Origin of the sequence: Bifidobacterium avesanii, assembly GCF_009299475.1 — a bacterium.
Lineage (GTDB): Bacteria > Actinomycetota > Actinomycetes > Actinomycetales > Bifidobacteriaceae > Bifidobacterium > Bifidobacterium avesanii.
The window spans coordinates 136,627-161,265 of the sequence record NZ_WBSN01000002.1; the positions used below are offsets into that span (position 1 = coordinate 136,627).

The 24,639-nt window shown below is 67.5% G+C and carries 21 protein-coding genes and 1 tRNA gene; 3 read left to right on the forward strand and 19 right to left on the reverse strand.

Annotated elements, in window-relative coordinates; genetic code table 11:
* Positions 1–127 precede the first annotated feature (127 nt).
* From rplA to DSM100685_RS02125, 13 genes are all read right to left on the reverse strand, one after another.
* Complete coding sequence (rplA, locus tag DSM100685_RS02065) at positions 128–820, reverse strand: 50S ribosomal protein L1 (RefSeq protein ID WP_152349707.1); 693 nt, start codon at positions 818–820, stop codon at positions 128–130.
* Between the two features lie 14 nt (positions 821–834).
* The gene (gene rplK / locus DSM100685_RS02070) at positions 835–1,266 is read right to left on the reverse strand and encodes a 50S ribosomal protein L11 (RefSeq protein ID WP_152349708.1); all 432 of its coding nucleotides are present in this window, start codon (positions 1,264–1,266) and stop codon (positions 835–837) included.
* A 274-nt stretch (positions 1,267–1,540) separates the two neighbouring features.
* Positions 1,541–2,032 (reverse strand): 30S ribosomal protein S9, encoded by a 492-nt coding sequence (gene rpsI, locus DSM100685_RS02075; protein WP_152349709.1) that lies wholly within the window; start codon positions 2,030–2,032, stop codon positions 1,541–1,543.
* Between the two features lie 23 nt (positions 2,033–2,055).
* Positions 2,056–2,505 carry a 50S ribosomal protein L13 gene (gene rplM / locus DSM100685_RS02080; RefSeq protein WP_152349710.1) on the reverse strand — a complete coding sequence of 150 codons (450 nt, stop codon included), beginning with the start codon at positions 2,503–2,505 and terminating at the stop codon, positions 2,056–2,058.
* A gap of 253 nt (positions 2,506–2,758) precedes the next feature.
* Complete coding sequence (gene malQ, locus DSM100685_RS02085) at positions 2,759–4,924, reverse strand: 4-alpha-glucanotransferase (protein WP_152349711.1); 2,166 nt, start codon at positions 4,922–4,924, stop codon at positions 2,759–2,761.
* Positions 4,925–5,028: 104 nt separating this feature from the next.
* On the reverse strand, positions 5,029–5,709 hold the full coding sequence (locus DSM100685_RS02090) for an AbrB family transcriptional regulator (RefSeq protein ID WP_152349712.1): 681 nt from the start codon (positions 5,707–5,709) through the stop codon (positions 5,029–5,031).
* A 52-nt stretch (positions 5,710–5,761) separates the two neighbouring features.
* Positions 5,762–6,403, reverse strand: a complete 642-nt coding sequence (locus DSM100685_RS02095) for an IMPACT family protein (RefSeq protein WP_152349761.1) — start codon at positions 6,401–6,403, stop codon at positions 5,762–5,764.
* A 26-nt stretch (positions 6,404–6,429) separates the two neighbouring features.
* On the reverse strand, positions 6,430–7,449 hold the full coding sequence (locus tag DSM100685_RS02100; protein WP_152349713.1) for an NAD(P)-dependent oxidoreductase: 1,020 nt from the start codon (positions 7,447–7,449) through the stop codon (positions 6,430–6,432).
* A gap of 42 nt (positions 7,450–7,491) precedes the next feature.
* Positions 7,492–8,844: a CapA family protein gene (locus tag DSM100685_RS02105; protein ID WP_152349762.1), complete on the reverse strand. Its 1,353-nt coding sequence runs from the start codon at positions 8,842–8,844 to the stop codon at positions 7,492–7,494.
* A gap of 1,408 nt (positions 8,845–10,252) precedes the next feature.
* Positions 10,253–10,948 (reverse strand): aspartate/glutamate racemase family protein, encoded by a 696-nt coding sequence (locus DSM100685_RS02110; protein WP_152349714.1) that lies wholly within the window; start codon positions 10,946–10,948, stop codon positions 10,253–10,255.
* An 89-nt stretch (positions 10,949–11,037) separates the two neighbouring features.
* Complete coding sequence (locus tag DSM100685_RS02115) at positions 11,038–11,841, reverse strand: PhzF family phenazine biosynthesis protein (protein ID WP_152349715.1); 804 nt, start codon at positions 11,839–11,841, stop codon at positions 11,038–11,040.
* An 82-nt stretch (positions 11,842–11,923) separates the two neighbouring features.
* Positions 11,924–12,259 (reverse strand): branched-chain amino acid transporter permease, encoded by a 336-nt coding sequence (locus tag DSM100685_RS02120; protein WP_152349763.1) that lies wholly within the window; start codon positions 12,257–12,259, stop codon positions 11,924–11,926.
* The gene (locus DSM100685_RS02125; protein ID WP_476727155.1) at positions 12,259–13,050 is read right to left on the reverse strand and encodes an AzlC family ABC transporter permease; all 792 of its coding nucleotides are present in this window, start codon (positions 13,048–13,050) and stop codon (positions 12,259–12,261) included. The genes DSM100685_RS02120 and DSM100685_RS02125 overlap by 1 nt, the downstream gene beginning before the upstream one ends.
* Positions 13,051–13,216: 166 nt before the next feature.
* On the opposite strand from DSM100685_RS02125, the gene DSM100685_RS02130 reads away from it, so the two are divergent.
* Positions 13,217–14,095: a LysR family transcriptional regulator gene (locus DSM100685_RS02130; RefSeq protein WP_152349716.1), complete on the forward strand. Its 879-nt coding sequence runs from the start codon at positions 13,217–13,219 to the stop codon at positions 14,093–14,095.
* A 436-nt stretch (positions 14,096–14,531) separates the two neighbouring features.
* Here DSM100685_RS02130 and DSM100685_RS02135 read toward each other — a convergent pair.
* Together DSM100685_RS02135 and serS are read right to left on the reverse strand one after the other, a co-directional pair.
* Positions 14,532–14,616: transfer RNA gene (locus DSM100685_RS02135), tRNA-Ser, on the reverse strand.
* Between the two features lie 120 nt (positions 14,617–14,736).
* On the reverse strand, positions 14,737–16,023 hold the full coding sequence (gene serS / locus DSM100685_RS02140; protein ID WP_152349717.1) for a serine--tRNA ligase: 1,287 nt from the start codon (positions 16,021–16,023) through the stop codon (positions 14,737–14,739).
* A 370-nt stretch (positions 16,024–16,393) separates the two neighbouring features.
* Between serS and DSM100685_RS02145 the strand changes: the two genes are divergently transcribed.
* Entirely contained in the window at positions 16,394–17,524 is a 1,131-nt protein-coding gene (locus tag DSM100685_RS02145) for a diacylglycerol/lipid kinase family protein (RefSeq protein WP_152349718.1), read from the forward strand.
* A 133-nt stretch (positions 17,525–17,657) separates the two neighbouring features.
* Here the strand turns inward: DSM100685_RS02145 and ptsP are convergent, their stop codons facing one another.
* From ptsP to DSM100685_RS02165, 4 genes are all read right to left on the reverse strand, one after another.
* Positions 17,658–19,349, reverse strand: a complete 1,692-nt coding sequence (gene ptsP / locus DSM100685_RS02150; RefSeq protein WP_152349719.1) for a phosphoenolpyruvate--protein phosphotransferase — start codon at positions 19,347–19,349, stop codon at positions 17,658–17,660.
* Between the two features lie 5 nt (positions 19,350–19,354).
* Positions 19,355–19,627 carry an HPr family phosphocarrier protein gene (locus DSM100685_RS02155; protein ID WP_152349720.1) on the reverse strand — a complete coding sequence of 91 codons (273 nt, stop codon included), beginning with the start codon at positions 19,625–19,627 and terminating at the stop codon, positions 19,355–19,357.
* Positions 19,628–19,701: 74 nt separating this feature from the next.
* Positions 19,702–20,583 (reverse strand): PRD domain-containing protein, encoded by an 882-nt coding sequence (locus DSM100685_RS02160; protein WP_152349721.1) that lies wholly within the window; start codon positions 20,581–20,583, stop codon positions 19,702–19,704.
* A gap of 26 nt (positions 20,584–20,609) precedes the next feature.
* A complete protein-coding gene (locus DSM100685_RS02165; RefSeq protein WP_152349722.1) occupies positions 20,610–22,733 on the reverse strand; it encodes a glucose PTS transporter subunit IIA in 2,124 nt (707 codons plus the stop codon).
* 512 nt (positions 22,734–23,245) lie between these two features.
* On the opposite strand from DSM100685_RS02165, the gene DSM100685_RS02170 reads away from it, so the two are divergent.
* Positions 23,246–24,616: a sugar porter family MFS transporter gene (locus DSM100685_RS02170; protein WP_170284980.1), complete on the forward strand. Its 1,371-nt coding sequence runs from the start codon at positions 23,246–23,248 to the stop codon at positions 24,614–24,616.
* Positions 24,617–24,639: the final 23 nt, after the last annotated feature.

The window sequence follows — 24,639 nt, forward strand, 5'->3', positions numbered from 1 at the left end:
ACTCCCGGCCCGACCGGGAAACGCAAAGGAGCCCGGCTCCCCGCGGAATGCGGAAAGCCGGGCTCCTTGCTGTCCGGATGAACGGCCCGCCGAACCAAGCCGGCGGGACCGATCAGCGAGACGCCAATCAGGCGAGGGTGTTCGGATCGACCGGAACGCCCGGGTTCATCGTGGAGGTGACGGTCGCCTTGGTGATGTAGCGGCCCTTCACGGTGGACGGCTTGAGACGCTTGACTTCGTCGGCCACGGCCTTGAAGTTCTCGTCCAGAGCCTTCTCATCGAAGGACAGCTTGCCGATCAGGAAGCTCAGGTTGCCGTGCTTGTCCACACGGAACTCGATCTTGCCGCCCTTGATGTCGGCGACGGCCTTGGCCACGTCCATGGTGACGGTGCCGGTCTTCGGGTTCGGCATGAGGCCGCGCGGACCGAGCACACGGCCCAGACGGCCGACCTTGCCCATCATGTCCGGGGTGGCGACCACGGCGTCGAAGTCGAGGAAGCCGCCCTGAACCTTGGCGATCAGGTCGTCGTCACCGACGATGTCGGCGCCGGCCTCAACGGCCTCGGTGGCCTTCGGGCCACGGGCGAACACGGCCACGCGCACGGTCTTGCCGGTGCCGTGGGGCAGGTTGACCGTGCCGCGGACCAGCTGGTCGGCCTTGCGCGGATCAACGTTCAGACGGTACACGGCCTCGACGGTCTGGTCGAAGTTGTAGGCCGGCATGCTCTTGAGCAGGGCAATGGCCTCGTAGGCGGTGTACAGGTTGTTGCGATCGATCTTCTCGGCCGCCTCGCGGTACTTCTTGGAACGCTTAACCATCAGTCCTTCTCCTCTCAGTCGGTAACCGTGATGCCCATGGAACGGGCGGTGCCCTCGATGATCTTCATGCCGGCCTCGATGTCACGGGCGGACAGGTCTTCCATCTTGATCTGGGCGATCTCGCGGACCTGGTCCTTGGTGACGGAGCCGACCTTGTGGGTCAGCGGGTTTTCGGTGCCCTTCTGGATACCGGCGGCCTTGAGCAGCAGAGCCGCGGCCGGCGGGGTCTTCAGGATGAAGGTGAAGGAACGATCTTCGTACACCGTGATCTCAACAGGGATCACCTGGCCCATCTTGTCCTGCGTCTGGGCGTTGTACGCCTTGCAGAAGTCCATGATGTTGACGCCATGCGAACCCAGCGCAGGACCCAGCGGCGGGGCCGGGTTGGCCTTGCCGGCCTGAATCTGCAGCTTGATCAGCGCGGTGACTTTCTTCTTGGGAGCCATGCTGTTGGTTCTTCTTTCTATGAAGCGGTGATAGTGGCGAACGCCCGCTCACGCGGACGGACTCCTCCCGCAACTTGCATTGCTGTGCTGTGCTAGCGGGATGCCCCTCCAGACACAAGCTTTCTCATTATGCTCGGCACCGCGGACACCGTGCGCCGCGCAACACGCCGAAGCACGCCCGAACATGCGGGAAGGCCCCGCGGAACCGAAATTCCACGGGGCCTTCCGAACGCGTGCACGCGGCAACCATGCGGCGCCGCAGCGCCAAGCGGCATTAACGCTTGGAGAACTGCGGGGCGCGGCGGGCCTTGTGCAGACCGGCCTTCTTGCGCTCGACGACGCGGGCGTCGCGGGTCAGCATGCCGGCCTTCTTCAGGGCCGGACGGTTGGCGTCGCGGTCGATCTGGTTCAGGGCACGGGCCACGCCGAGGCGGATGGCGCCGGCCTGGCCGGTCACGCCGCCGCCGTCAACGAGGACGACCACGTCGAACTTGCCCTCGAGCTTGAGGAGCACGATCGGGGAGTTGACCTCGCGCTGGTGCAGGCGGGACGGGAAGTACTCCTCCAGCGTGCGGCCGTTGACGGTCCACTTGCCGGTGCCCGGGATCAGGCGGACGCGGGCGACGGCCTCCTTGCGACGGCCGGTGCCGTAGCCCGGAGCGATCGCGGAGGTGCCGGTGCCGGCGCCGGCGTTGGTCTCGGTGGAGTAGCTGGTGAGCTCCTCTTCGGTCTCGAGAACCGCGGAATCGTTGGTGTTTTCAGCCATGATGTCTTATCTCCCTTCGGTTCTCACTTGGCCTGCTGCGAGACCTGAGCGATCTCGAAGACCTGGGGCTTCTGCGGGGTGTGCGGGTGCTCCTCGCCGGCGAAGACGCGCAGGCGGCCGAGCTGGACCTTGGCCAGACGGTTCTTGGGGAGCATGCCCTTGACGGCGCTCATGATGATGCGCTCCGGCTTGTTCGCGAGCAGCTCAGCGTAGCTGTCGCGACGCAGGCCGCCGGGACGACCGGAGTGAGAGTAGAGCTCCTTGCCCATCTTGTCACCGGTCAGCGCGATCTTGGACGCGTTGATGACGACGACGAAGTTGCCGGAATCGGCGTGGGGGGCGAAGGTGGGCTTGTTCTTGCCGCGCAGCAGCGTGGCGACCTGAGTGGCCAGACGGCCCAGCACCACGTCGGTGGCGTCGATGATGTACCAGTCGTGGCTCAGATCAGCTGGCTTCGGAGTGAAAGTCTTCACTGTTATACCTTTTCTTGACTATTGTGTTCCGGGCTTCGGCTGCCCGGCGTACGCGTGGTTAGGGCGTGCGGACCGGGAGGCTTCGGCCTCATTATCCGTGGGCTCCCTGAAAGTCCTCGGTGGCGAGTGGGAAAGCGCTTTGAAGGACCCCTTAGGGAAACACAACAATCGACTAGTATATCGCCACCCTTGACATTGCACAACAAAACCCGCCCGGCACGACACGCCGGACGGGTCAATCGTTGCACGGCCCCTACGCGTTGAGCACGCGGGCCAGCGACTGCATGCCCTCGCGGTCGAACAGTCCCTCGACCGGCACCGGGTTGCCCTCGCCGTCGGCCAGCGGGACGCGCCAGTTCGGGTACTCGTTGTTGGTGCCCGGCTGGTTCTGCGTGCGGACCTCGCCCACGCCGTCCACGATCGCGGCGGCGAGCAGCTTGCACGGCGACGCGGTCATCGCGCGGTACATGCCCTCGACGATCTCACGGATGTGGCCCGGCACGTCGTTGACGCATTCGCCGGAGACCCACCCGCCGTTGACGAGCATGCGCAGCATGGCCTTCTGCTCGCGTTCGGCGGACGCCTGGAACTCCTCCACCGGGCCTTCGAGCAGGCCCAGCTCGGCGCGCACCTTGACGTGCTCGTACTGCAGGTAGCCGGCGCACGGCGGCATGTCGTGCACGTCCACGGACGCCAGCGCCATCTCGCGCCACTTGCGCGGGTCGCGGAAGGCGCCGTCCATCTGCTCGAACCACTCCACCGCGCAGCCCAGCACGCCGTGCGAGGCGAGCGAGGAGGCCACGTACTCGGGCACCACGCCCAGATCCTCGCCGACGACCACGCCGTGGGCGCGCGCGGCCTCAAGGGCAAGGATGCCCAGCATGACGGCGGAGTCGTACGTCACGTAGGTGCCGTTCTTGGCGCCCATGCCGGCCGGGATCCACCACAGGCGGAACAGGCCGAGGATGTGGTCGATGCGCACCGCGCCGGCCTGCGCGAACATGCCGTGGACCATCTCGCGGTAGGCCTCGTAGCCGGTCTTCTCCAGGGAGATCGGGCTCAGCGGCGGCTGGCTCCAGTCCTGGCCCTGCTGGTTGAACATGTCCGGCGGGGCGCCCACGGTGGCTCCCTTGGCGTAGCGGTCGGGGTTCCACCACACGTCCGCGCCGAGCGGGTGCACGCCCACGGCCATGTCCGCCATCACGCCCAGCGCCATGCCGGCCTTGCGCGCGGCGTTCTGCGCGTCGGCGAGCTGCTCGCTGGCGATCCACTCCATCCAGCGGTAGAAGTCCAGCGTGTCCGGGTAGCGGTTGCGCAGGTCCTGCACCGGCTGCGAGTTGCGGTCGGTCGTCCTGAACCACGACGACGGCGACGCGGTCGGCGCGCCCCACTTGTCGTAGGCGAGGCACCACGTGGCGTAGGCCTCGAGCCCCTCGCCGTGCGCGCGCTTGTACGCGTCGAACTGCGCCTGGCGCTCCGGGGAGCGGCCCACCTTGAAGATCAGCCACAGGGCCTGCATCTTGGCGGCCCACATGGCGTCGCGGTCGATGTGGTCGGCGTTCTCGTTGAGCGGGCGGACCGAGTCGTGCAGCTGGGCCACGCGCGTGCGGGACTCCTCGCCGAGCAGGTTGTACTCCTCGATCGCCTCGGGGCGGATGTACGTGAAGTTGAGGAACGTGCGCGAGATGGGCAGGTACGGCGACGGGGTGAGCGGGGTGACGGGCTCGCCGGCGTGCACCGGGTTGATGAGCATGAAGTCGGCGCCGGTCTTGGCCTTCGCGTCGGTGAGCATGGTGCCGAGGTCCACGAAGTCGCCCACGCCCCACGACTCGTGCGAGCGGATGGAGTAGATCTGCGCCATCCAGCCCCACAGGCGGTGGTCCTTCATCGCGTCGATGAGCTCGATGCGCTTGGGCGCGCTGATGAGCGTGGCGTCCTCGGTGCGGTCGCCCACGGTCACGTGCAGCGTGTGGTAGCCGATCGGCAGGTCGCGCGGGATGACGATCGACGCGGTGGTCACGAACGCGTCGTCCATCCAGTAGGCCATGGAACCGTCGCCCGCGTCCGGCTCGAGCACGCCCGTGTACTCGCTGCCGTCCTCCAGCGTGATGGTCGCCTGAGGGATGTCGAACACGCCCACGTGCACCGGCACCTTGGACTCGGCGCCCTCGATGTGCAGCACGGTGGGGGGCGTGAGACGGCGGTGGCGCTCGTCGAGCAGGTTCTTGAGGGACGTGCTGATCGCCATGTCGTTGGAGGCGTCGATGCCCAGCGCGGCAAGTACGGCGACGAGCACGTCGTCGGCGATCTCATGGTAGTCGTTGCTCATGCCGACGTACGAAGTGGCCACCCCGACTGCTTTGGCGAGACGGATGAGCGGACGCTCGAGGCGTTCGCGGGATTCACGGTTTTGACTCATACCGCCAGTCTAGCGCCACGCGGCGGCGACAGGCCAGCGTGCGTCAATATAGTGAAAACGTTTGCAGTGCCGCTGCCGCGATCGGGCGCCCGATCTCTGACCGATCAGGCGTCCCCGCCGAGATGCCGCTTCGCGCAGCGGGCCACCTCGGCGCTGGCGTCGCCGGCCAGCTTTTCGCGCGTCTCCGCGGGCGTGTTGGGGTTGGCGGCCACGGCGCGGCGGACCATCGAGGAGAGCACCGCGGGGGCGTCCGGTTCGAGCTCCACGCCCAGTTTGCCGAGGAATTCCAAGGCCTTCGCGTCCGCGTCCGGGCTCTGCGCGCCCTCGAGGCGCATCTTCCACGACGTGCGCGGGTTGACGAGCGCCGCGTCGCGCACCTCGGGCACCGGGTCCTTGGTCAGGCGCCCGACCAGCCAGTTCTTGTCCGCCGTGTTGGCCGCGACCGCCCGGCGCACCGACGCCTCCGGGTCGCTCGACAGCTTGACGAGGATGTTCGGGAACGGCATGGTCTCCCCCAGAAACACACGGTCCTCCACGGGGGTGTGCGGATTGCCGGCCACCGCCTCGAGCAGTGCCGTGGCGCGGGAGAACGCGGCCTGGTCGGCGCGGTCCGGCAGCGGGGTGCGCGCGAACTCGCTCAGCTCGGACGGGTCGGTCGAGTGGCGCAGGCGCTCGTAGGTGACGGTGAGCGGCTCGAAGTCGTCGGGCAGGGTGTCGTCGTCGTGCTGCTTGGCGGTCGGCTGCGCGGCCGGCTGCGCGTTCGGCTGGGGTGCGGAATCGGTCATGCCATCCAACATACCGCCCCCGCTGGCCTTGGCTCCGCTCCGGCCGCTCCCGCTACTCCAGCGGCACGGGCCGGTTGACCATGTCGAGCGGCTCCGGCGCCACGGACGCGTTGAACGCCTCGGTCACGCGCGCCTCGAAGCGGTCGCACGCCCCGGCCGGCACCACGGCGACCATGCTCACGGTGTCCGTGTACGACTCCTCGGTCGCCCGCCCGTCCACGGACGCCAGAATCTGCTGCAGCCCGCCCAGCTGCGGGTAGGCGACGGTGACGCGGTAGCGCCGGCACGCCTCGATGCGCGCGAGCCTGCCCGCCTTCACCGCCAGCGACGCGGCCGACGAGTACGCGCGCACGAGCCCGCCCGAGCCGAGCAGGATGCCGCCGAAGTACCGGGTGACGGCGATGGCCGTGTCCGTGAGCCCGCCCTGGCGCAGCACGTCGAGGATCGGCTTGCCCGCGGTGCCGGACGGCTCGCCGTCGTCGCTCATGCGCTCGGACTGCCGGCCGTCCGCCCCGCCGCAGATCGCCGCGTACGCCACGTGCCTCGCCTTGGGGTGCCACTCGCGGATCGCGGCCACGAAGGCGAGCGCCTCGTCGAGCGAGTCCACGTGGCACGCGTCGCCGATGAACTCCGACTTCTTCTCCACCAGCGCGTCGTGTGCCGGATCGTCCGATGCGTTGAGCAGGGTGAAGATCTGCGGTCCCGTGTTCGCGCCCATCGTCAGGCCACCACGTGTTCGGGCGCGCCGGCGTAGAACGCGCGGATCGTCTCGGCGTTCTGGGCCGCCACGTTGTCCAGCGCGCGGGCCGTCTTCCACGCGGTGTGCGGGGTGGCGACCACGTTGCCGAGCGCGAGGATCGGGTCGTCGGGCGCAAGCGGCTCGTGGTCGTACACGTCCACGCCGGCCTGCACGTCGCCGCACGAGAGCCGCTCCACCAGCGCGCCGGGGGCGATGAGTTCGGCGCGGGCCGTGTTGATGAGGATCGAGCCGGGGCGCAGCAGGTCAAGCTCGCGCGGGCCGATCATGCCGCGCGTGGCCTCGTTGAGCGCGAGGTGCAGGCTCACCACGTCCGAGGAGGCGAACAGGTCCGCCAGCGTGGGGACCGACTCGGCGCGGTACCGGGCCAGCAGCGCCGGGTCGGGGTGCCGGCACCACACCTTGACGCGCATGCCGAGGCCGTCCGCGATGCGCGCGACCGCCTGTCCCACGCCGCCGAAGCCGGCGAGCCCGATCGTCAGGCCCTCCAGCTGCAGCATGCCGCCCTCGTCGAACCAGTCGCCGGCGTGCAGGCTCGCGTTCTGGCGGCCCACGCGGCGGGCGATCTCGAAGAGCAGGGCGACGGCGTGCTCGGCGACCGAGGCGTCGCCGTAATGTTCGGCGTTGCACAGCGTGACGCCGAGCTCGCGCGCGAGCGGCACGTTGACGAAGCTCGCGATGCCGGTGCCGCTGAACACGAGGCATCGCACACGGCCGGCCATGCGGCGCAGCACGTCGTCGGCGATGTGGAAGCCGGCGATCACGGCGAGGTCGGCGCCCTCGACGCGGCGCAGGAACTCCTTGCCGTCGGTGATCGAGTCGTCGTACATGCGCACGCGGCACACGTCGTGCAGGGTTGTGAGCCGCTTGCGGTAGGCGGGCACGAGGGCGGGCACGCAGCTGGGCAGCGTCACCTGCGGCAGGGCGGCGCCGGACCGGGCGGCGTCCGAAACGACGTCCGCGGGAAGATCGATGAAGCTCATGCGCCCAAGCCTAGTCGGCGGGCGCGCCCGGGCACGCTGCGCTTACTGCGCGGCGGCCTCGTCGGTGATCCGCCATTCGCGCACCACGTTCGGGTCGGCGCCCTTGGCGTACAGCACCTGCCGGATGCGGTCGTGCACCTGCGCGTCCTGATCGTCGGTCCAGCACGTGCCGTCGGGATGGTCGGAGGCGATCGGGCACCAGCGGTACAGGCCCTGACGCATGTTGGCCGTGGGCAGCCAGTCGATGCGGCTCACGCGCCACGACCCGGCGACGCCCTTGCGCCCGGCGAACTGAATGCGCGCGGTGACGCCCTGGTTGTTCACGACGCGCTCGGGCGGGGCGCTCACGGTGACCGCGTTGCCGAGCCCGTAGATGATCCACGTGCCGTTGTAGTACTCGATCGGCTGCGCGGAGTGGCTTCCGGTGCCGAAGATGAGGTCGAACGCGCCCGTGTCGGCGAGCGCGTGCGCCTCGGAGACCTGCCAGTCGTCCGCGTAGTCGATGTACTCGACGACCGAGTGCATGGCCACGGTCACCAGATCGGCGCCCTGCTCGCGCGCGGCCTTGGCCTTGGCGACCGCGCGGTCGATGTCCGACTGGTGGTGCGGGTCCTCCTTGCCCCTCAGACGGTCGACCATCCAGTCCTCGCTCGGCTTGTTGCCGTTGAGCGAGACGGTGCCGGCGATCACCGCGAGCTTGCCGCCGCCGGTGGGCGAGTCGAGCACCAGCGGCTTCATGGAGTCCGCCTCGTCGGTGTACGAACCGGTCTGCTTGAGACCCACCTGATTGAGCGTGTCGTTGAGGCGCTGGATGCCGGCGAGGCCCTGATCCCACGAATGGTTGGTGGCATGCGTGCAGGCCGTGTAGCCGATTTTGGCCACCGCGGCGGCCGTCTCGGGCGGGATGTTGAACGACGGATAGTCGGCGTACGGGCCGCCGGGCTTGGAGACGGGCGTCTCGAAGTTGCACACAGAGATGTCCGAGGCCTTGAGGTAGCGGGCCATGGGCACGAACAGCTCGGTGAAGTCGTAGGCCGTGCCGTCCGTGGCGGCGGTGTTCGCGCCGGCGAAGTTGTTCCACAGGCGGGCGTGGAACAGCATGTCGCCGTTGACGAGCAGGGCGATGCAGTCGAGGTCCGGGCAGTCCGGGGAGTTGCCGGGGTGGCTGTCCGGCGGGGCGGGCGCGGCGCTGGCACGGCTGAGCTCGGCGCTGCCCCCACCCAGACCGGCGCCGTCCGCGCCCGAACCGCCGTTCGAGCGCAGACGCCATGCCACGCCGAGGCAGACCACCAGCGCCACGGCCAGCAGCGCAGCGAGAATGGCGACGGCCTTGGAGCGCGCCGTGGAACGGGCCCGGGAATGCGCCTTGGAGCGGGCGCGGGAGCCGGCGGCCATGCCGTCTCGGCCCGGAACCTCCTGAAGCCGCGGCTCGATCACGGACCCTGGATCGGTCACGGACGGAAACGCGGCATCCCCCGGCTTGTTCGTTCTCTCTCCGGACACCACACGACGACCGCTCTGACCCATAGCGTAACCTTCCCGTTCCTATAACTCTCTGGCACGCCACTCTACTCGCCGCAATACCGCTCCGCCCAATCCCCGACTCACCGCAGCATCCGGGCACCGCAATCCTCGGGCACCGCAGCACCCGACCGGCGCAACGCACCCGACCGGCGCGGCAATCCGCCCGTTCCCCCACGCAGAGCCCCGCACGCACATCCGCGCGTCGCACTGCCGCCCATCCGGCAATCCGCCCATTCCCGATGCCTCAAATGCCCCGTACGCGGAGCCGCGCATTGCTTCCGCTGCGACGCGGCGGTCGGCGTGGTCCGCGCACGCACACCATGCATCCACGCGGGCCGTCGCGATCGCCAAATATGCGCCATATGTTCAACGACACGCACGCTTTGGCGTCATACCGCCATTGTGAGCGCTCTCTTTGCGGCCGCCACACCCCTCCCATACAATGACATGAGGAGACAGGCGGACAACGGCGTACCTTCTGTCCCCCTTGCTTGCACGCCGTTATCGCCTTTGCATTTCATTCTCTTCTTCGACTTGCCCCCTCGGTTTCCTCCCGATTCGCATTCCGAAACCGACGTGCACTCATCGATTCCATTCCCCAGACGACCCCAACGTCTTGGCCATTGCATCGACGGTCCTTCCCGTCCGGGCGCACCCGAACGCACCCGGACGCACCCGGATTCGCCCGGACGCGCCCAGAGCCACCCGCTCAGCCCGGCAACCCGATTCATTTTCTCCCCGTTTCATCTCAGTCACGCCCCTTTGGAGACTACGTAGCGGCACCAAACTGCGTACTTTCGATTTGTGCGGTGGTTTTCGGGCAGTCCCCCGAGTATCCGCGGCGCAGTTTCGGCCATATCGCAATGGGTCTATCCGGCCGGGTCCGCGAAATCAACCGCACAAATCGGAAATACAATCCATCTCAACCGCGAAAACTCGTCACAACCGAGCCCAACAGCGTAGTTTCCGCAACATTCGGCAGCTCCGAGGCCAAAACTCACTTTCCACGCCGGCCGCATCACCGGCGCAAGGAACCGAAAACACACAAAAAGCCCCGTCCGCACGCAACGACGGGAGCCAAAAGCACGGGTGGAGCGGAATCGGACGCAGAGCAATGCCTCTGATCGAATCCTTGCGCTGCGGGGCGCAAGATCCGTCTGACGCCACATTGCGCGCATCGCCGCCACCGGACGGCAACGACGGTCATCAGCCCTCAGCCCAGCCGACTTGGGCGGCTTCCGCGCACGGGCGAACATGCCGCCGGAAAGGCCCGCTGCAATCATTCGCCGATGATGCGATCGATGAGGGCATTGATGTGGATGTCCATGACATCCATGACATCTACCGGCAGATCGACGCCATCGAACGCCAATGGCAGTTCCGTGCAGCCCAGTACGATCGCGTCCGCATGCCGTTGCTCGGCCAGCCGAACGGCGATGTCTTCCAACGCCTTCTGCGTCGCCGGCCGGACGATGCCGTATTCCAGTTCCGTTTCGATGGCCTTGGCTATGCAGCGTTTGTCTGCATCGTCCGGCGTGACAACGTCGATGCCATGCGCCCGGAACGGCCGATGGAAGAAATCGCCGTCCATGGTCGGACCGGTGCCCAGCAGCGCAACGCGACCGTAATGCCGGCCGACCGCATACCGGCAGGACGCATCCAGCATGCTGACGATCGGGATGGGCGAGCGCCGCGCGACCTCGTCGAACACCACATGCGGCGTGATGCCCGTGAACGCGGCGAACTCGGCCCCGGCGGCGGCGAGATCGGCGATTCCACGGGTCAGGTAGTCGGCAAGCCCGTCATAGTCTCCCCGTTTGCAGAAGTCCAACACCTCGAACACGTCCAGGCTTTCGATGCACAGATGCGGGAACCGGCCACGCCCCAGACGCCTGCGCACCCCGTCGGTGATCTTCTTGTAGTAGATCACCGTGGATTCCGGTCCGGTGCCGCCGATCAATCCCAATTTCCTCATATCCGTTTCCTTTCGCGTTCCCGCGCTTCATCGTGGCCCGCTGATTCGCCAACGACCTGCGGCATTCCCGGTTTCCAGCTCATCGCCCATCAGTCGGGCAGTATGGTCCCCGCGGAGAACAGCGCTGCGCTTCCGCCAAGGCTGACGCGCCCGCCGCCGACCGTGGCGCGGATGACGCCGCCGCGCGCCGACGCCTGATATGCGACGAGTGAGGGTTTGCCGAGACGCCTACTCCAATACGGCAGGATGTGGCAGTGCCCCGAGCCGCAGACGGGATCCTCGGGAACGTTGAGTTTCGGTGCGAACGAACGGGACACGCAGTCGAAGCCGCCGTCCGGGTCGCCGGCCGCCGTGACGTTCGCCAGCAGACCGGGCAGATTCCTGAGCAATTCCGGATCGGGGTCGAGGCCGCGCACGACCCGCTCGTCTTCCATCACGCACAGCAGATCGCGTCCGAGCCACGCCTCGACCGGCCGGGCGCCCAACGCCCGTTCCATCGCGTCGGTGACCGGCATGGGCTTGAGGTCAAAAGCCGGGAAGTCCATCGCGAACACGTCGGCGGCACCACCTTCGCCGCGCCGCCGGGTCACGGTCAGCATGCCGCCCATCGTGCGGAACCGCACCACGTCGGCGTCCGGTTCCACGAACCGCAGCACCACGTAGGCGGCGGCGAGCGTCGCATGCCCGCACAGGTCGATCTCGCCGCCGGGCGTGAACCAGCGCAGACGCCACCCTTCCGGCTCGCGCACGATGAACGCGGTCTCGGAGAACCGGTTCTCCATCGCGATGTCCGCCATCAGCCCGTCCGAGGGCCAGGCCTTCGGCAGACACACCGCCGCCGGATTGCCCTTGAACACCCTATCCGCGAACGCATCCACCACATACTGCCTCATACCCACAATCACCTTTCCATCATCCATCGCCGGATGCTTATCGCCGTGAATTCCCCCACCGAAGCAGGAAGCCACAAGCCCGTCAGACGAACACCAGCTGGACGAGCACCATATACATGATGGTTCCGCCGGCGACGGACACCAGCATGCTGTGGCGCCATCGGTGCAGCAGCACGATCGTAAGGATCGCGACCGCCTCGGGCACCCCATGGAATCCGGAAAACGGCGACACGTCCTTAAGCGCGTATACCACCAGCAGACCGGTCATCGCATGAGGCAGCACCCCGCCGAGGTACGTCACGGTCCTGGGCGGCCGACGCGAATCGGGGAACAGCGCGAACGGCAGGAATCGGGTGAGCATGGTGCCCAGCGAGACCGCCGCGATGGTCGCAACGGCCTGCCATGTGGTCATGGTCATCATCGTCCCTCCCCATTCCGAACGCCATCCGTTCCGTCCGCGTCTTCCAGCCTTGAGCGCAATATCAGGAACGCCGCCAGCATCAGCGCCATGGCCGGAATCATGAACCGGTCCGGGCCGAACAGCATCAGACAGGCCGCGGGCACCAGCAGCCCGACCAACGCGGGCGCATGGGGCCACGCCGAATCCGCGAGATCCGCAATCGCCGAGCGCGATCGGCTTCCGCCGGCTCCCCTCCGATTCCGATCGTCATCCCACTGCCCAAGAAGGATCGACAGGAACAGGGCGGCGAGCACGAATTCGATGCCCGTCGTGTCGAACGGCAGCACGCCGCCGGCCAGCCAGCCCAGCACTATTCCGCCGAACCAGTAGGAGCGGCACAGGGCCGAGACGAACACCATGAACCAGCCCCGGTCGACCGATGCCGGAACATGAACGCTTGAATCGATGGCGAACGTCTCGTCGATCATCGTAAAGATCAGGTACGGTTTCCTCCAGCCCAGTCCGCGGAATTTGCCCAGCATCGACAGGCCATAGAACAGATGCCGCGCATTGACCATGATCGCCAGCAGAAACGCGGCCCACGGATCGAACGCGGACAACAGCAGATTCACGGTGACGAATTCCATGGATCCGGCGAAGATGACGTAGCCCATGGCCAGCGGGTACACGATCGCAAATCCCTTGGCATGCATGAGCAGCCCGTAGGATCCGCCGAAGAACAGAAAGCCGGCGGCAATCGGCAGCGTGGGCGGCAGCGCCGCCCGGAACGCCGTGCGCAACAACGCCATATCGGAAAGTCCTTCCTTCGTCGACGCCCATATGAATTCGTCGAACGGTCCGGATGCGCCGGGCATGTCCGACGGCGGTCATCGTACGCAGGCCGCATACGATAAGTACAATCAACTTCGCTAATGAACGCATAAGCAATGCTTATAAAGTCTCTATGATGGAATCATGGACAACCGGTATCTCGCCCTGCGGCACATCGTCGAATACGGCAGCTTCTCCGCGGCCGCCGACGAACTGCGATGCAGCCAATCGGCCGTCAGCCAGATGATCGCCTCGCTGGAAAAGGAACTCGACGTCACCTTGCTCAACCGGCAGCGCGGCGGATGCACGCTCACCGAGGAGGGGCGCCAGCTCTACCCGCTCATCGAGCGCTACGTGGAGGATGGCCTGCGCATCCGCGAACGGACCGATGAGATCCTCGGCCTCGACACCGGCGTAATCCGCATGGGCACCATCGCCAGCATCTCCGCCCACTGGCTGCCCGGACTCATCAGCGGATTCCAACGGCGTCACCCGAACGTGCGATTCGTACTGCATCAGGGCGACTACACCACCATTCAGGAATGGATCCACAATGGCACCGTTGACTTCGGATTCATCAACCCCGCCGCCGCGCGCGACGTGGAGACCATCACCATCAAACGCGGCGCCATGCTCGCCGTCCTGCCGCACGACCACCCGCTCGCCGCACTCGACCGCGTGCCGCTGGCCGCGCTCGCCAAGGCACCCATGATCCTGCTGGAGGAGGGCCACTATTCCGAGCCGTTGGAGGCGTTCGCGTCGGTCGGTCTCAGGCCGAACGTGCGGCTGCGCATCCACGACGACTACTCGATCATGACCATGGTCGAGGCCGGATTGGGCTTCAGCATCCTCGCCGAACTCATCCTTCACCGCATCAGCACCAACTACCGTCTCGCCCTACGCCCCACCGATCCGCCTGTGGACCGCACCATCGCCATCGCCTATGCCGACCGCGGCAGGCTTTCTCTGGCGGCCAGACGATTCATCAGGCACTTGCGGGACAACATCGACGCCCTTCCCTGAGCCGGACCGGACCGAATCGGACCGAAACCGGCCGAGTACGGCAGTACGACCGGGCACGGCGATTCAGCTCGGCAGTCCGCTTCCGATCCTGCCCGATTCCCGCCACCCTCGCGCCGATCGCACCCCTTTGGAGACTACGTAGTGGCCCCAAACCGCGTACTTTCGATTTGTGTGGTGGTTTTCGCATCTTTTCCCGAGTATCCGTGACGCGGTTTCGCCCATATCGCAATAGGACTATCCGGCCGGGCCGCGAATTCGACCACACAAATCGGAAATACCATCCGCCGGAACCGCGAAAACTCGCCGCCGCCGAACCCAACGGCATAGTTTCCGCAACGTTCGGCAGCTTCAAGCCCAAAACTTACTTTCAGCATCGGCGCAACGGAACCGGAAACGCGAAAAGCCCCGGCTGTACGCAACAGCCGGGGCTTCACAGCGGACAGAGCGAGATTCGAACTCGCGGGAGCTTGCGCTCCAACGGTTTTCAAGACCGTCTCTTTAGACCGCTCAGACATCTGTCCTTGTTCGTGCGCTCAAAAGGGCACGAATGGTCAGTTTATCACCGACCGAAGATCAGTCCCTCAGCCGGCGCGACGCCACGGAGCGCCGCGCGGGCTGCAACGGGACTGATTGTCAGAGGATCAGGCCTCCCACTTGGTGGGCTCGATGACCTCGCGGCCGCCCATGTACGGACGCATGGCCTTCGGGATCTCGATGGAGCCGTCCTTCTGCTGGTGGTTCTCGAGGATCGCCACGAGCCAGCGGGTGGTGGCCAGCGTGCCGTTGAGCGTGGAGACGGCGCGGGTGGAGCCGTCCTCGGTGCGCTCGCGGATGTTGAGGCGGCGGGCCTGGTACTCGGTGCAGTTCGAGGTGGAGGTGAGCTCGCGGTAGCGGCCCTGGGTGGGGATCCACGCCTCGGTGTCGAACTTGCGGGCGGCGGAGGAGCCGAGGTCGCCGGCGGCGGTGTCGATCACGCGGTACGGGACCTCGACCTTGGCGAGCATCTCCTCCTCCATGGCGAGCAGGTGCTTGTGCTCGGCGTAGGAGTCCTCCTGCTTGGTGTAGACGAACATCTCCACCTTGTCGAACTGGTGGACGCGGATGATGCCGGAGGTGTCCTTGCCGGCGGCGCCGGCCTCCCGGCGGTAGCAGGAGCTCCAGCCGCAGTAGCGCAGCGGGCCGTTGGACAGGTCGAGGATCTCGTTCTCGTGCATGCCGGCGAGCGCCACCTCGGAGGTGCCGACGAGGTACTGGTCGTCGGGCTCGCGCAGGCGGTAGATCTCGTCCGCGTGGGAGTTGAGGAAGCCGGTGCCGGCCATGACCTCGGGACGCACCAGCGTCGGGGTGATGGCGAGGGTGAAGCCGTGCTGCTCGGCCTGATCGACGGCCATGGTGAGCATGGCGATCTGCATGCGGGCCACCTGGCCGCGCAGGAAGTAGAAGCGGGAGCCGCTGACCTTCACGCCGCGGCGCATGTCGATGCCGGCCACGCCGACGCCGAGGGTCAGGTGGTCCTTCGGCTCGAAGCCCTCGGCCGCGAAGTCGCGGGGCTGGCCGACCTTCTTGACGACCACGTAGTCGTCCTCGCCGCCTTCGGGGGCCTCGGGCTCGACGATGTTGGACAGCTTCCACATGGCGGTGGTGTACTCCTCGGCCGCGGCGTCCGCGGCGGACTTGTACTCGGAGACCTTGGCGGACAGCTCCTTGGTCTGCGCGATCAGCGCGGCCTTCTCGTCCGCCGGGGCGGCGGCGACCTTCTTGCCGATCTCCTTCTGCTGGGCGCGGGCGGCCTCGAATTCCTTGAGGGCGGTGCGGCGGGCCTCGTCGGAGCGCAGCACCTCATCGACGAGCTCCACGGACTCGCCGCGCTTGCGCTGCGATTCCTTCACCACGTCGGCATGTTCGCGAATGAATTGAATATCAAGCATGGCCCCCAGCCTAGTGCCGCGTTCCGACAGCCACAAGACCGCCTCCTTAATATATGGATGCCCCGCCGCGGGCCGTCGTCCCGCCGACCGAACGGCCGCCGTCCCATACGACCGGGCATCACACACCCGCATCACACACCCGCATCCCGCCCGCATTACGGGCCCAAAACGACGAAATCCCGGATTCCAAGCGCGAAACCCCCGCGAATCCGTCGGTTTGAGCCCGTATTTCAGGAGCGGGACGCCGCCAGCCCGCCGCCGGCCCGTCCGCCGGGGACGTGCCGGGGACGCAGGACGGATAGGCGGGGGACGTGCAGGAATCGTTCACAAATGCGCCAGCCGGCGAAGCGGTGGCCGTCCGGCGCACACAATGGGAGGCATGCCCGAAACGCTGATTGTCACGCTTTGCGTCCTCGCCCTCGCCCTGGCCTTCGCCGCCGCCGTGCTCCTCTTCTGGCGGGCATACAAGCGGCAACGGCTCAACGCGGCGGTCGAGCAGCGCGACGACGACACCAGGAAGGGCAGCTACGCCTTCGTCATCAACCCGTCCAAGCCGCACGCCGAGGAGCTGCGCGAGCACATCAAGGCGTTCTGCGACGAGCGGGACATCGACCACTTCTTCATCGACACCCAGCTGGACAAGGACGGCAACGCGTGCGCCCGCGAGGCCGTGGCGCGCGGCGCGACCGGCGTGGTGGCGGTGGGCGGCGACGGCACCGTGCGCACGGTGGCCTCCGCCATGGCCAAGTTCGACGGCATCCCGATGGGCATCGTGCCGATCGGCACCGCGAACCTGTTCGCCCGCAACATGGGCATCCCGATCGACGACGTGGACGCGGCGCTGACGGTCGCCACCTCGCACGGCAGCCGCCACGTGGACATGGGCCGCCTGTGCGTGCTCGACTCCGACGAGCCGGAGCACGACCACGGCTTCCTCATCGTGGGCGGCATCGGCTTCGACGCGCTCATGATCGACGACACGAACCCCAAGCTCAAGAAGAACATCAGCTGGCTCGCCTACTTCGCACCCGCCATCAAGCACCTGTTCTCCCCCAAGAACCACGGCGACCTGACGATCACCGACCAGCGCGGCGACGTCCAGACGTTCACCGGCCTCGCGTTCCGCACGTTCATGGCCGGCAACTGCGGTCAGATCCCGGCCCTGAGCCTCATGCCGGAGGCCGTCAGCGACGACGGCTTCCTCGACTTCGAGCTCATCGACACCACCGGCGGCATCATCGGCTGGGCGAACCTGTTCGGCGACGTGGTGCACCAGACCATCACCGGCAAGGCCAAGCAGAGCCCGCTGTCCACGAACTCGCGCATCGACCAGATCAAGGGCAGCCATGCGGAGATCCGCCTCGACCGCCCGATCCTCGCGCAGGTGGACGGCGACGTGCTGGGCAAGACCCGCCACGTGGCTTTCTCGATCGAGAAGCAGGCGCTGTGCGTGCGCGTGCCGGAGGTGCCCGAGGAGCCGACCGGCATCATGGCGCTGTAGGCGGCGAACCCGCATACGCACACACATACGTTTGAGGCCCCTTTCTCCGGATGCAACCGGAGGAAGGGGCCTCAAACGTTTAGGGCAATTGGGAGGGAGGACAGCCGGCATCCATCGACGCCGGCCGCACCGATCAGAGCAGGTCGAGCAGCATCGGGTCGGCGAGCGCGATCACGGCGGCTCGGGCGTCCGCGGCGGTGCGCGCGTCGACCGCGTAGGCGGCCATCTGCTGGCAGGTGGACATGTCGTGCATGCGCAGGGCCGCGCGCACGGCGTTGACCTTCTTGGGCGCCATGGACAGCGAGCCCACGCCGAGGCCCGTGAGCACGAGCGCGAGGAGCGGGTCGCCGCCGGCCTCGCCGCACACGCCGACGTACTTGCCGGTGGCGCGACCGCCGTCGCAGGCCATCTTGATCATGTTGAGCACGGCCGGCTGCCATGGGGTGAGCAGGTTCGCCAGGTCGCCCTTGAGACGGTCTGCGGCCATGGTGTACTGCGCGAGGTCGTTGGTGCCGAGCGAGGCGAAGTCCACCACGGAGAGCACCTGCGCGGAGCGGATGGCCGCGGCGGGAACCTCGATCATGATGCCGACCTTGGGCAGGCCGAGCGCGCGCACCTTGTTGGCGAACCATTCGGCCTCGTCCACGGTGGCGACCATCGGGGCCATGACCCACAGGTCGCCGTGCGTGGCCTCGTACGCGTTGGCGAGCGCCTGCAGCTGCGTGTCGAGCAGGTCCTCGCGGCGCTGGCTCAGTCGCAGGCCGCGCACGCCGAGGGCCGGGTTCTCCTCCTCGCCGAGGTCGGCGAAGGCGAGCGGCTTGTCGGCGCCGGCATCGAGGGTGCGCACCACCACGCGGCGGTCGCCGAAGGCCTGGAGCACCTTGGTGTACGTCTCGGTCTGCTCCTCGAGCGTGGGGGCGGACTCGCGGCCGAGGAACAGGAACTCGGTGCGGAACAGGCCGGAGCCCTCGAGGTCGAACTTGGCGGCCTTCTCGGCGTCGGCGATGGTGCCGATGTTGGCGAGCAGCTTGACCTTGTGGCCGTCGCGCGTGCTGCCCTCGCCGCTGGATCCGGCCAGTGCGGCGGCGCGGCGGCGGGAGCGCTCGGCCAGCTGGGCGGCCTCCTCGTCGGTCGGGGAGACGATGATCTCGCCCACGCCGCCGTCGAGCGCGATCACGTCGCCCTCGGCCACGGCGGCGAGCACGCCGTCGGCGCGCACCACGGCCGGGATGCCGAGCTGGGCGGCGAGGATGGCGGTGTGGCTGGTCGGGCCGCCCTCCTCGGTGATCACGCCGAGCACGGTCTCCGGGCTCAGCGTGGCGGTTTCGGCGGGCGCGAGGTCGCGGGCCACGAGCACCACGGGCTCGCTCAGGTCCGGCACGCCGGGGGCGGGCAGGCCGCGCAGCTCGCAGATCGTGCGGTTGCGCACGTCGTGGAGGTCGGTGACGCGCTCGGCCATGTAGCCGCCGAGCTTCTTGAGCAGTTCGGCGTAGCCCTCCACGGCGTTGGCCACGGCGTGGGTGACGCCGTCGCCGGCCTTGAGGCGCTTGCCGATGGCCTTGACCAGTCCGCGGTCTCCCGCGAGCTGGGCGGTGGCCTCGAGCACGGCGCGGGACTTGTCGCTGGTGGCCTTGTCCGCGCGCGCCTTCAGCGAGGCGACCACGGCGGCCATGGCGGTCTTGACGCGTTCGAGGTCGGCGGCCGGATCGGTGCATGCGGGCTCGTGCTCGTCCACGCCGGGGGCCTCGCGCACGAGCGCGAGCTTGCCGCTGGCGGTGCCGGCGCACACGCCGATGCCGTGAAGGATGCGGTGTTCGCTCGTCATGCCGCTCACTCCGCGTCCAGGTCGCGGGTCAGCATCGCGGCGAGGTCGTCCATGGCGGCCTCGGCCTCGGCGCCCTCCTCGTCGGTCGTGAGGGTGACGGTGTCGCCGCCCTTGACGCCGAGGGTCATGATCTCGAGGGCGCTGGCGGCGTCCGCCTCCTCGCCGTCGAAGGTGAGGGTGACGTCGATGCCCTTGTCGTCGACGGCCTGCGCGAACAGGGCGGCGGGACGGGCGTGAAGACCGACGGAGGCTCCGATGACTGCGGTACGGGTGATCATGATGGTTCCTTTCTGTTGGATGGATGTGGATGATTTGGTCCGGATAATCCGGCCAACCGGAATATCCGGGAAACTCAGTGTCCGGCCGGGCGGGTTTGCTCGGTCGCGCGGGCCGGTGCCGCGCCCTTGGTGACGCGGGCCACGTGAAGCGCGAGGTACGCGATCTCATCCTCGCTCACGTCGGTGCCGAGCCTCAGCTCCAGCACGGCCGCGATGGTCCGCGCGCATTTGAGCGCGTCCGGATAGGACTCGCGGATCGCGGCGGTGACGGGCTCGGGCTCGTCGTTCAGCTGGCGGTGCTGGTGGATGCGGACGAACAGGTAGCGCAGGTGGGTGATGAAGCGGCCCACGTTCACCGAGCTCTGGTCGAGCGCGACCCCGTAGCTGCTCTCGATGATGTCGAGCATCTGCTGGATCACGCCGGTCATGGTGTACGTGTACGACAGGTCGCCCGTGGAGAACCCGGCGTTGACGAGATGCATCGCGAGCGCGGTCTCCTCGCCCTGCGGCAGGGTGAGCCCGCCGAGTCGCCTGTTGATCGCGGAGAGCAGGGCCTTGCCCCGCTCGTACTCCTGCGGGTAGAGGTTGCGCACCTCGCCCACGAGCGGGTACGTGACCTCAATGCCCTTGGCGAGCCGCTGGACCGCGCCGTTCACATGGTCGGAGAGGGCGAGCACGAGCGTGGTGCTGTTGAGCTCCCGCTCGCCCAGCCCGGCCTCCTTCATGGCGTCCACGACCGCGCGGATCATCTCCGGCGGCACGTCGGCCAGCATCTGCGCCAGATGGTCCGGGTCGCGCCCGTCGGAGGGCACGAACGTGCGGATCACCTTGGACCGGTCCACGGGATGCCCCGGCTTGGCCTGGAAGCCCAGGCCGCGGCCGGTGAGGATCACCTGCCCGCCAGCGTCGTCCTTGGCCAGCACGACGTTGTTGTTGAACACGCGCAGTATTTCCATGGCATCCCGCTTCCTTGCGTCGTCCGTCAGCGCTCGACCTCGATGATCGCGTCGCCGGCCACGACGTCCTTGCCCGTCAGCGGCGTCACCTTGGTGAGCTTCTTGGTGTTGGTCACGGCGATGATGGTGGCGGTGCTGTAGCCCGCGGCGGTCACCTTGTCGAAGTCGACGGTGGCGAGTTCGTCGCCGGCCTTCACGCGCTGGCCCTTGGCGACGGCCACGGTGAAGCCATCGCCTTCCATCTTCACCGTGTCGATGCCAATGTGGACCAGGACCTCAACACCGTCGTCGGTCTTGATGCCGAATGCGTGGCCCGTCTTGGCGACCGTCTTCAGTGTACCCGAAACCGGGGCCTTGACCACGGACTCGGTGGGCACGACAGCGACGCCCTCGCCGAGCGCGCGGGATGCGAACACGGCGTCGCCGGTCTCGGACAGGTCGATCACGTGGCCGGCGACCGGGGCGACGACCTCGCGGGTCGGCTCGGCCGGCTCGGCGGGGGCCTCGGGCTGCGCGGCGGCAGCGGCGGGCGCGGCCGGGACGGGGGCGGCTGCCGGGACGGCCGGGGCGACGACGGTCTCGGACGCGCCGGACTTGGCCTCGCGCTCCAGTCGCATGTCCTCCTCGGCCTGCGCGACCTTGGCGAGCACCTCGGCCTTCTGCTCCGGGGTGCGGTAGTCGAGCATGACGATCAGGGCCATGGACACGGCGAACGCGACGGCGATGGACACGCCGTACACCCACATCTGGTCGAACACCGGGATGGTGAGCAGGGAGGTGAACGCGAACGCGGTGGTGGTCACGCCCTTGACGGCCTGACCGGAGGCGACGACGGACGGGAACAGCCAGCCGAGCACGGCGATCACCACGCCGCCGGTGCCGCAGCCGATGAGCATGCGCTTGTAGATGAGCTTGTAGCGCAGATGGATGCCGTAGAGGCTCGGCTCGGACACGCCGCCGAGCAGGCCGGCCGCGAGCGCGCCGATGGCGGTCTGGCGCATCTCCTTGTCGCGGTCGCGGATGGAGAGGAACAGCACGCCGGCGGTGGCACCGAAGCAGGCGAAGTTCCACACGCCCATCGGGCCCTGGATGAAGTCGTAGCCCATCGACTGGATGTTCATGAGCATGAGCGCGTTGAGCGGCCAGTGCAGGCCGAGCGGCACGAGGAACGGGTAGAGCAGCGGGATGGCGATGGCGAAGATGAACGGCGCGTGCATGTTCATCCACGCGAGCACCACGCCGAGGCCGTTGCCGACCCACACGCCCAGCGGGCCGATGATGAAGGCGGTGAGCGCGCCCACGATGATCATGGAGAAGAACGGCACGAACACGAGCTGCACGCTGTCGGGGATGATCTTCTTGAGGCCGTGGTAGACGAGCGCGAGCACGGCGGCCATCATGAGCGGCACGAACACGTTGCCGGAGTAGTCGGACAGCTGCATGGGCAGGCCGAACACGGTGGCGGTGCAGTCGGTGGTGCCGAGGGTGGCGTTCTCCACGCACTGCACGGCGTCGCCCCACTTGGAGGCGTCGGCGAGCGCGGTGAACTGCGGGGTCATGAGCATGGCCATGATCGCGCCGCCCAGCCACGGGTCCACCTTGAGCTTCTTGGCGCCGTTGTAGGCGACCATGATGGGCAGGAAGTAGAACACACCCTTCCAGATGGCCTTGACGAACATGAGGGACGTGTTCGCCTCGTCGTTGGCGATCCAGCCGAGCGAGATGCACAGGTTGACGAGCGCGATGATGATGGAGGCGCCGAGCAGCACGCCCAGGATCGGGCGGAACGAGTCGGCCAGGTATTCGAAGAACGAGTCGAGCCAGGCGACCTTGCCGCGGCCCTTGGCGCGCGCGGCGGCCTTGACGTCCGCGTTGGACATCTGCTTGGCGGTGCCCACGTTCGCCATTTCGGGCAGGTGCATGATCTCCTCGTACATGGTGGCGACCGCGCCGCCGATGACGACCTGGTAGCGGTTGCCCGCCTGGGGCACCGCGCCGAGCACGCCGTCCATGTGGTCGAGGGCGTTCTGGTCGACCCTGCCGGCGTCGACGAGTTCGAAGCGCAGTCGCGTCGCGCAGTGGGTCAGGCTGGTGACGTTGCCAGCCCCGCCGACCGCGGCGATGATCTGCGATGCCGTTGATGAAGCCATCGCTGGTTCCTTTCCGTGCCGGATCCCCGGAGGAATCCCCGTTGCATTCCCTGTTCCGTCCCCTTTGCGGGACCGCCGCCGCGCGGACCGGTCCGGAACGACCCGAACCGGTTCCGAACAACAAAAAAGACCCGAGGCATGGCGATGCCTCAGGTCTTGCGTCTGCTGTTGGCGCCCGCGCTTCCATGCGCCGGCGATCCGTGCGACTTGCAACCCTGCAAAGGTGAAGTTGCCTCGCAGTATACGACCCCGCGCCAGACCACGGCAACCCCGGCGTGTTCCGCGTCCCGGCGCCCGACACGCCGGTGCGCGCGATCCGGCCGGCGAATCGTATACTGATCGTCAACATACGAAGCGCGAAGGATTGTGACTCGATTCGAGGCAAGACCTGAGGCCCGCGGAGCAAGGTGGTTTTCCGCGAGGTCCCGGGTCTTTTTTCGTTTTCGGGGCCGGTCCCCGCGGCTCCCCCAAGACGTACATCCCGTTCAATGGCGACGGAAGGACCAGACCCCATGAACTCCTCACGGTTCCCGCTCAACAGCTCGTTCATCTTCACGTTCGGCGCGCTCGGCGGCATGCTCTTCGGCTTCGACACCGGCATCATCTCCGGCGCGAGCCCCCTCATCGAGTCCGACTTCGGACTGACGGTCTCGCAGACCGGATTCATCACCTCCTCGGTGCTCATCGGCTCGTGCGTGGGCGCGCTGTCGATCGGCGCGCTGTCCGACCGGTTCGGCCGCAAGAAGCTGCTCATCGTCTCCGCGATCCTCTTCCTGCTCGGCTCCGGCCTGTGCGCCACGGCCACCGGCTTCCTCATGATGGTCGCCGCGCGCATCATCCTGGGCCTCGCCGTGGGCGCGGCCTCCGCCCTCACGCCCGCCTACCTCGCCGAGCTGGCCCCCAAGGAGCGCCGCGGCTCGCTGTCCACGCTGTTCCAGCTCATGATCACGTTCGGCATCCTGCTCGCCTACGCCTCCAACCTCGGGTTCCTGCACCACGACCTGTTGGGCTTCGCCGACTGGCGCTGGATGCTCGGCTCCGCGCTCGTGCCGGCGGCGCTGCTGCTCATCGGCGGCATCCTGCTGCCCGAGTCGCCGCGCTACCTCGTCAACAAGGGCGACGAGCGCAACGCGTTCAAGGTGCTCACCCTGATCCGCAAGGACGTGGACCAGACGCAGGTCCAGCTCGAGCTCGACGAGATCAAGGCCGTGGCCGCGCAGGACACCAAGGGCGGCGTGCGCGAGCTGTTCCGCATCGCCCGACCGGCGCTCGTGGCGGCCGTGGGCATCATGCTCTTCCAGCAGCTCGTGGGCATCAACTCGGTCATCTACTTCCTGCCGCAGGTGTTCATCAAGGGCTTCGGCTTCCCCGAGGGCGACGCGATCTGGGTGTCCGTGGGCATCGGCGTGGTGAACTTCGTCTCCACCATCGTGGCCACGCTCATCATGGACAGGTTCCCGCGCAAGAAGCTGCTCATCTTCGGCTCGGTCGTCATGACCGTCTCGCTGGCCATCCTCGCCGTGCTCAACTTCGTGGGCGACGTCGCCGTGCTCGCCGTGCCCACCATGATCCTCATCGCGTTCTACATCCTCGGCTTCGCGGTCTCGTGGGGCCCGATCGCGTGGGTGCTCATCGGCGAGATCTTCCCGCTGTCCGTGCGCGGCATCGGCTCCTCGTTCGGCTCCGCGGCCAACTGGCTGGGCAACTTCATCGTCTCGCAGTTCTTCCTCATGCTCCTCGACGCGTTCGGCAACAACGTGGGCGGGCCGTTCGCCATCTTCGGCGTGTTCGCGGCCCTGTCCATCCCGTTCGTCATGCGCTTCGTGCCGGAGACCAAGGGCAAGTCGCTCGAGCAGATCGAGGAGGAGCTCACCCGGCGCTGAACCCCGCGCGGCCTTCGCGGCCG